Here is a 7,920-nt window from a genome sequence, read left to right as displayed (position 1 = left end):
CAGTCTGTCATTACAAATCCTTTAAATCCCCATTTGTTTTTTAAAATATCCGTTAGCAGTTTTCTGCTGTCGCTGACGAATTCATAATTTACGCCGTTTGCTGAAGTCATTATCGTAGCCACATCCGCCTGCCTTACTGCATCTTTAAAGGCCGGAAGATATATTTCATGCAAGGTACGGTCATCAAGCACGGACATATAAAAATTTCTGTTGTTTTCCCTGTTGTTGCAAACATAATGTTTAGCACAGGCAGCAACGCCCTGACTTTGAATACCCTTTATCTGAGCTACAGCAATTGCAGCATTCAGAAAAGGGTCCTCCGTATAATACTCAAAGAATCTTCCGCCAAGAGGGTCCCTGAGGATGTTTAAACCAGGGCCTAATATGATGCTTTTACCCAGCGCACGCGTTTCTTCGCCCATCACTTTACCTGCTTTTTCAACCAATTCCGGATTCCAGGTCGAACCGAAAAGCACACCCGAAGGAAAAGCTGTCGTACCGGCTTTCGCATTGGGCCCACGTGGCCCATCGGTAAAACCTATATTAGGTATGTTCAACCGTTTTATTCCTTTAAAAAAGGAGCCTCCTCCCGAACATAAAGAAACTTTTTCTTCCAAAGTCATGAAGGACAATACTTTTTCAATTTTTAAACTATCACTTTTTTCATCCCAGCAATAAGTAGTTTGCAGTATTATAAAAAGTAAAATGATTATTGCGGATATAGATTTTTTGATCATGATCAAATTTTCAGATTTAGAATAAACATCCTTTTATTATTTTCATAAGAATTAACATTGGGCAGTCATTAATTATCGACATTTTTATAGGTAATTAATAAGGATCCGGGATTCGTCTGAATGTTTATATTGAATCCTGCCATTAAGGTTCTCCCTTTTTCTATGATTTTTTGTTTTGAATCTTCATTATACAATTCATAATTCATTCCGGGATCCAGACCTTTCAAAAAAACCCTGATGCTTGTTTCGCGATTGTTTTTTCTGCGGAAAGCAACGATGATGCCGTCTTTTTGGTCAGGACGGTTCATCTGATAAGCAAGCCACACTTCATCCCCGGTTATGTTTTCAGGAGAAGTTAAAGGATAATAATCTCCGTAATAATAGGGACGCAATCGTTTAAAATCCGCCACACATTGTTGCATTTCCGGGATAGACATATCGTTATTGGTCAATTTCCAGTTCAGAACCACTGCGCTGCCCATACTCGAACGGAAAGAAAAAGGATCCGTCCTATATAATCCAGTTCCGCTTAAGGGCAGATAAAAATTCAATCCATAGGTATGGCATTGGTACCCGTTCGGCTCTCCATAACCATAATCGGTACGCCATAAAGGAGCACTACGCGAAACAGTTTCGAGATCAAGCCGGTTGCCCCCGCTGGCACAGTTATCAATCAGGGCATTGGGAAAACGGACCAAAATGCTGTCCCAAAAAGCATATAATCCTTCGACATACCGGATTTCAGTCATTCCGATACGTTTGGGCTGATCATTGTTTTTCCAGAAATCCACGGGATGTATATTAAAATCCTGCCGGTAATAATCAATGCCGTTCTCTTTCATTAAATTGGTTATCAAATCAGTCAGCCATATACGGGCCTGAGGATTGCCCAGGTTAAACAAGCGGTTGTCATTTCCGGGCAACCGAAGCAACCATTGAGGATGTTCCCTGTCAATAGCTGTTCCTTCATGTACCCGTTCCGGTTCAAACCAAACCATAAATTTGGCACCAATCCGGTGAGCCGCATCCGATACAGGCTTCAACCCATTGGGGAAGCGGTCTTTATCCACACTCCAGTTGCCCACATTAGCCCCCCATCCTGTTTCACTGCAGCCTTTGTACCAGCCGGCATCAAGCCAGAATACTTCAGGGGTTATCCCGAACCGTTTGTAACGGTTAATCAGGGCACAAGCATAATCTTCTGTCAGGCAACTATACTCGTTGCAAGGGTAAGGATCTCCCCAGTTAAAACCACCGGAAATTGGGTATTCAGCAAATTTCCCATTTAATTTTCGTGAATGGTGGGATAAAATAAACTTCCGGAACTGATTATGGCCGGTCATCCTGTCCTCTCCTTCCCAAAACATCAGCCCACACAGTGGAGTTCTGATCTTTTCTCCCGGATAAAGAATCAGATTCATCTCTTCCATCCCCGTATGCAGGACTACTTCTTTTTTGCTCTTTTGCTGAACAGAAGCATACCAGTTGCCTGTCCATCCAATGGAAACGACAACACCGCGATTATCGGGGTATTCAATATTAAAAAAAGGGAAAGCTCCTCCTTCGGAAGAACGGCCTGTCTTTGGAGCAATATAAACTTCTTTTCCACCAATCAGTTTCTCATCAACCGGTGAAAAGTCTTTTTGTTGCGCCGTACTTCCATTATTATGATGTAAAATAAAAGTACCTTCTTTGGCAGAAGAAAAAACCCGGTCTATCACTTTGGCTTTTGAAAGCAACGGGGTATTCTTTTGAGAGGTGTTTGAGAATTTCAGCAGCCATTCCACTGCCTGAAAAGATGGATAACCGGTCACTTCACACTCAACCTTTAAACCTGTTTGGGAATCCTGATAGGTATATCTATATTTGACCACGTTATCACCTTCAACGGAAAGCTTTTCTTCCCTGTATTTCCAACTTTTAATGAAAGTATCCGATGATTTTTCTCCGTACTCAAACGAAAAGGGGGGTAACTGACGGTTTGAGAAATTTGTCCTGATCCATCTTTCTATATTTACATTTTCAGTAATACGGGCCAAAACTGATCCCGTCGAATGAAATGCCACGAAAAAAATAAATACGGTCAGTTTAAGATGACTACAAGCTGTTTTCATTTTTCATGATTAAGGTATTCAAAGTTAATTAAAAAACTGTTTGTAATTATTCTAATTCCTTTATATGTCCTAATGCCTGATAAAATGGTTTTCTTTAATTCTACTCCCTTCCGGGACTTTCTTTTCAAATCTGGTGACTGCATAAATAGTACAGTTTAATACGGTTTTCCTTAAGTATAATGAACAAAAGAAGGGAATAAATAACATCCCTCCTTCTTTATGCAGTACAATCAGAATTTTTTATTTCATCGAATCAAAAGCTTTGTCTTTATTGTCTATGAAATATTTTATGTATTTGTAGAAGTTCTGGGGATCGTACTCAATCTCTCTATTTGTTTCCTCACATTTTCCAATTGTCTCATTAACAAAATTCAATAACTTACCCTGGGCTTTAGCTTCGGTGCATTTTTTCGAGAACACTTTTAACTCCTTCACCAGTCCGTTGTTAAGGTCAATTCCCTGGCCACTTCCATAGGTGATTTCTATCTCCGCTTTTTCTTTTCTATCCAGGCCCTTTAGAGAAATTTCAAATGAGAGTTCACTCCCTATATATCTCCATGACAAATCATTATCTGTAGTACTATATGGAATCTCCTTCCCGTTGATTGTTACCTTTTCGGGCATTCCGGCACCCCATACCTTCACGTAATAATCCCTGCTTTCGGGCATTCCTGTATAAGAACCTTCTACGGGATTGATTGTTATTTTCTGTTCACTTCCTGTGACGGTGGAGCTTACATTGGTAAACGAGTATTCTTTGGCATAATCCTTATTGAGCCCGGAATCGTCGTATATTTTCATTTCACCGCCCTTTCCGGGGAACACGTCTATTTCCAATGCTTTGGGTGCAGATTCCAGATTCTTCAAACCCGGTCTATACATCGGAATAACGGCCCCTGCTTTTACATATAAGGGATACTCATCCAGGGAAAATTCCCTCTCAATTTCCTGTCCCCCTTTAAGCATCGTTCCTGTATTCCATTCATACCAGTCGTTTCCTTCAGGCAACCATACTTTCACTTTAGATGCTCCATTTTCCATCGGTTTTCCTATAGGGGCAACAAGCATATTGTCACCAAACATGTATTCCGTACTGTCTGCATAAGCCTGCTGGTCGTCAGGATAATCATAATATAAGGGACGGCAAAGGCCTATACCTTCATCATAGGTTTTCCTGGCCATTGTATAAATATAAGGTACCAGACGGTAACGTAACAGAATGCTGTTTTGGATAGCATCGTAATATTCTCCCTTGAAATTCCATGGTTCCTTGTTGACATACATATTTTTGGTAGAATGAGTCCTGAAAATCGGACTCAGAGCACCATACTGCATCCATCTGACATAAAGTTCAGGATCGAAATCCTTGTTCCCTTTAAAAGGCATATGCCCGCCTATATCGTGACTCCAGTAAGTGTAAAGCACATTAGATGCCGTATTGGTGAAGTATGGCTGGAAAGCCAGGCTATTCCAGGTAATATAAGTATCTCCTGAAAATCCGATCTGGTAACGGTGGTTGCCAAGTCCGCCCCAGCGGTGATAAAGCATTGGGCGCTTGTCGCCGTTACGTTCCATGTCGGTAAAGAACATATAGTTCAGCCACCAGGTATTGCTTAAATTTGTCAACTTTCTGTCGTTCGGCCACTGCTGCCAATCCAACCACCAGAAATCTATTCCTTCTTGCTGGTATTTATGCAAAATCTGATTGAACAGTGTTTCCATGAACTTTTTGTTCGAACCTTCATAAGGTATTGTTTTTTTGCTGGCAGGATCCACACCCATTGCTTTTGCAAAATCAGCGTAGCAATCCTCGAAAGGAGCTACCCCATCGGCAGGATGAAGGTTCAGTGTGGTTTTCACCTGCTCCTTTTTCAACCACTGCAGAAAATCCTTATAATCCGGGAACAAGTTGCCGTTCCATGTCCATCCTGTCCAGGTTTGTTTCGAATCGACATTGTCCCCGTGCCAGTCCATATCGATGACCAACACATCCAGCGGAATATTAAAACGTCTGAAATTCCCTATCAGGTTTCTCAGTTCGTTGTCCGAATAATTCCAGTATCTTGACCACCAATAACCAAAGGCATAACGTGGAGGCATAGGTACTTTCCCTGCAAACTCCGTGTATTCTTTCAAAGCTTCTTTGTAATTCTTCCCATAAGCCATAAAATACCAATCCTGCCCATTCTGATTCTTTCTTTCCTCCACCCACGGCCAGTCGCTCTTATCGAATAAAAATCCTTTGGAATCGTTAATTAATGTCCATCCGTCTGTCGAAAGAAGTCCGTCTTCAATCGGTATTCTGGACTTACCATCATGATATGCTCCGTTACATCCATCAAGAGTACGATACGTCCCCTTGAGGTTACCCTTTTGCTTTTCACCTGGTTTCCATACAAAAGCATTTCGTTTGTCCAGATAAGTTACACTCAGATTTTGAGAAGTAAACCTTCCACTGTTGATCTTATATTTTAACTCAATTTCAGAAGTTTTTACCGTAAGATATTTTCCACTTCTTTTCACTTTAAACTCAGGTACAGGCAACTTCCTGTTAACCGCAATAAATGATGCGTTATCGCAAAATGTTCCGGTGCTATCCCATTCCATTCTGATTACCCGGGGAGTCAAGACAGTAAACCTCGCATTTCCGGATACGATTTCTGCTCCTTTTGCAGGCAAAGGATCATTTGTCTGACCAAATAAAATCGCTGTTGAAAAAAACATCAACAGTAAAAAAAATAAAACATTCTTTTTCATGATCACTTTTAATTAGATTTTAATAAAAATAAATTTTTGTTATGGATATTGAAATAATTAAGTTGAATTATTCATTTTATTTTTCATTAACAACCCTGTAAGTCTTATGAGCCATTCCCACTCCTTTAATGGTAAGACTTTCCCATGAAGCCGGTAATACCGACTTACATTGAACAATGCCCTTGTCGGTTATTTCCAATCCTCCAAACCCGTTTATCACAGCCTGCAATAAAGCTCCCGCTCCGGTTGCAAAATAAGGGTTATGAGAGCTCGGAGTCTCAGCAAACACTCCAAAAGGCGGTCTCATGTTCGGCCGGTAACACCTTCTGAACGTTTCTTCCGCTTTCCGGGCATCTTCTATACGGGCATACTGCACGCAGAAGATCCCGTAAGTCATTGCAGGTCCGTTTTTATGGTCAATTTTTGCATCATAATATTCCAGATCGCGCCTTATTTGATCTCTGTCCGTTATGATACCCAGGGGATATGCCAATAGATTCTCATCAGCCTGCTTGATCTGTTGACCTTTGTATCCCTCATATTCCTGTGTAATTCCGTCCTGGCCGTGAATAATCCGGATTTTATCCGCAATATCCGCCCATTCCGATGGGGCCTTTTCATTCAACTCTTTTGCTGCTTTTACTGCACAGTGCAAGGCTTTGATAGCAGATCCGTTGGTGAAGGCGTTGTCTGTTATGCCTTCCGCATATTCATCTGCTCCAACCACTCCGGGAATCGAATAACTGCCGTCCGTATTTTTTCTCACACGACTGGCCCAAAATTCAGCCACTTCCCTGATCAGGGGCCATCCTTTTTCCGTCAACCATTTTTTATCGTGTGCTACACAGTAATAATTCCAGCAGGCAATGGCTATGTCTGCGCTGATATGATGCTCAAATTGTCCTGTAATGGCAAAGATCGGCGTAGATTCCTCTCCGAAATCGTCCGATTCCCATGGAAACATTGCCCCGGCATATCCGTATGAGGCGGCACGCCTTTCGGCAGCTTTCAGGCGACCAGTCCTGTAACTGATCATGGATCTTGCTATCCCTTCATTCATCAGCAACATAGATGGAAACATCCAGGTTTCCGCATCCCAGAATATATGCCCGTTATACCCCTGCGATGATAATCCCATCGGGGAGATACTCAAATCTGTTCCCTGCCGGCAAAATGAATACAAATTGTACAGGGCAAACCGCACAACATGCTGTGCCTCCACATCCCCCCTTATTTCGATGTCGCCCTTCCACAGTTCGTTCCAGCATTTTTTGTGAACGGCCAATACGCTATCTACGTTCTGATGATGTATATATATGATTTCTCTCTTGGACTCGCTGAACGGATCGCTGAAATCATGGGTCGTACAAATGGTTCCCACGAGACTGAAAACTGCTTTCTGCCCGGATAAAAGCCTTATTCCGGCCTGGGCTGATTGATTGTCTAAGCATTTATAATCAAATTTTCCTTCCTGAAAAATAAAAGAAGAAGCTGCCGAGACTTCATAACGGTCGTGAGAAGTTTTTGCAATTGTTTGAAGGATTCCGTCCTTCTGCCCCCCTCTGTTAAAGGTCTGAAACAGAAATTGCGGACTCTGGTATTCCCTCTCCGGAACCTTCATTCCGGTAGTAAAGGAAATCCCGGCATCTTTCAAAGCCGTCAGATGAACGTTTACCACAGCAGCATAAGGCATATTCCGAAGGGCAACCACAGAATATTCCACCTTTACTTTGCCGTTGGCAATGAAAGATGTGTTATGGCTGGCATTACGCATGTCAATCCATTGTTGCCAGGAAGTTATGTCCTTTCCATCAATAAGATCACCATCGACCGTCATTGCCAGATTGAACGGATTGATCCCCTGCATAACCTTGTTGACTCCGTCTGCATCACTGTATTCGAAAATATGGTTAAGTATCACGTGACGGATAGAAAAAGGTTCTTTCCATGGCAGGATGCCTATCGTCCCGTTGGCAACAGGTGCTCCCGTATAATCACCATTATAATCATCGCACCTTAATATCCAGCCTTCTTCATCTTTATTTGCTGCAATGGATACTGTGCTTTTGAATGATAACAATATCACAAAAACATAAAACAGATAACAGATAATTTTCATAAGTCGAAACCTTGATTTATAAAACGATAATTCATTCAATAATTAATCTCCCAACATTTTCATAAAAAAACCCTCCAACACCAACAGGCTTTGATTCCTATATGCATTTTGCTGTCTGTATTGCTCCTGTTGCCCATCATTAACCCTTCTTCCACTCTTCAAGAACCAGTAAACCGGAATATTAATCATATTT

Annotated in this window: 4 protein-coding genes; all 4 read right to left on the bottom strand. The window is 41.6% G+C overall.

Annotated features, from left to right (window positions below):
* A partial coding sequence (locus tag Q8907_09810) for a glycoside hydrolase family 3 N-terminal domain-containing protein (GenBank protein MDP4274560.1) occupies positions 1–737 on the bottom strand: 737 nt, incomplete at its 3' end.
* A gap of 68 nt (positions 738–805) precedes the next feature.
* Positions 806–2,851: an alpha-galactosidase gene (locus Q8907_09805; GenBank protein MDP4274559.1), complete on the bottom strand. Its 2,046-nt coding sequence runs from the start codon at positions 2,849–2,851 to the stop codon at positions 806–808.
* Positions 2,852–3,091: 240 nt separating this feature from the next.
* Complete coding sequence (locus Q8907_09800; GenBank protein MDP4274558.1) at positions 3,092–5,608, bottom strand: glycoside hydrolase family 31 protein; 2,517 nt, start codon at positions 5,606–5,608, stop codon at positions 3,092–3,094.
* A 76-nt stretch (positions 5,609–5,684) separates the two neighbouring features.
* On the bottom strand, positions 5,685–7,727 hold the full coding sequence (locus Q8907_09795) for a glycoside hydrolase family 65 protein (GenBank protein ID MDP4274557.1): 2,043 nt from the start codon (positions 7,725–7,727) through the stop codon (positions 5,685–5,687).
* Between the last annotated feature and the right edge of the window lie 193 nt (positions 7,728–7,920).

This window comes from Bacteroidota bacterium (assembly GCA_030706565.1).
Classification (GTDB): Bacteria; Bacteroidota; Bacteroidia; order Bacteroidales; family JAUZOH01; genus JAUZOH01.
This window is presented reverse-complemented; position numbering and strand designations above follow the sequence as displayed.

What these genes read in the sequence shown, in the direction of transcription:
- Q8907_09805 (MDP4274559.1), bottom strand. Translation starts at nt 2,851, where the DNA reads ATGAAAACAGCTTGTAGTCATCTTAAACTGACCGTATTTATTTTTTTC.
- Q8907_09800 (MDP4274558.1), bottom strand. Translation starts at nt 5,608, where the DNA reads ATGAAAAAGAATGTTTTATTTTTTTTACTGTTGATGTTTTTTTCAACA.
- Q8907_09795 (MDP4274557.1), bottom strand. Translation starts at nt 7,727, where the DNA reads ATGAAAATTATCTGTTATCTGTTTTATGTTTTTGTGATATTGTTATCA.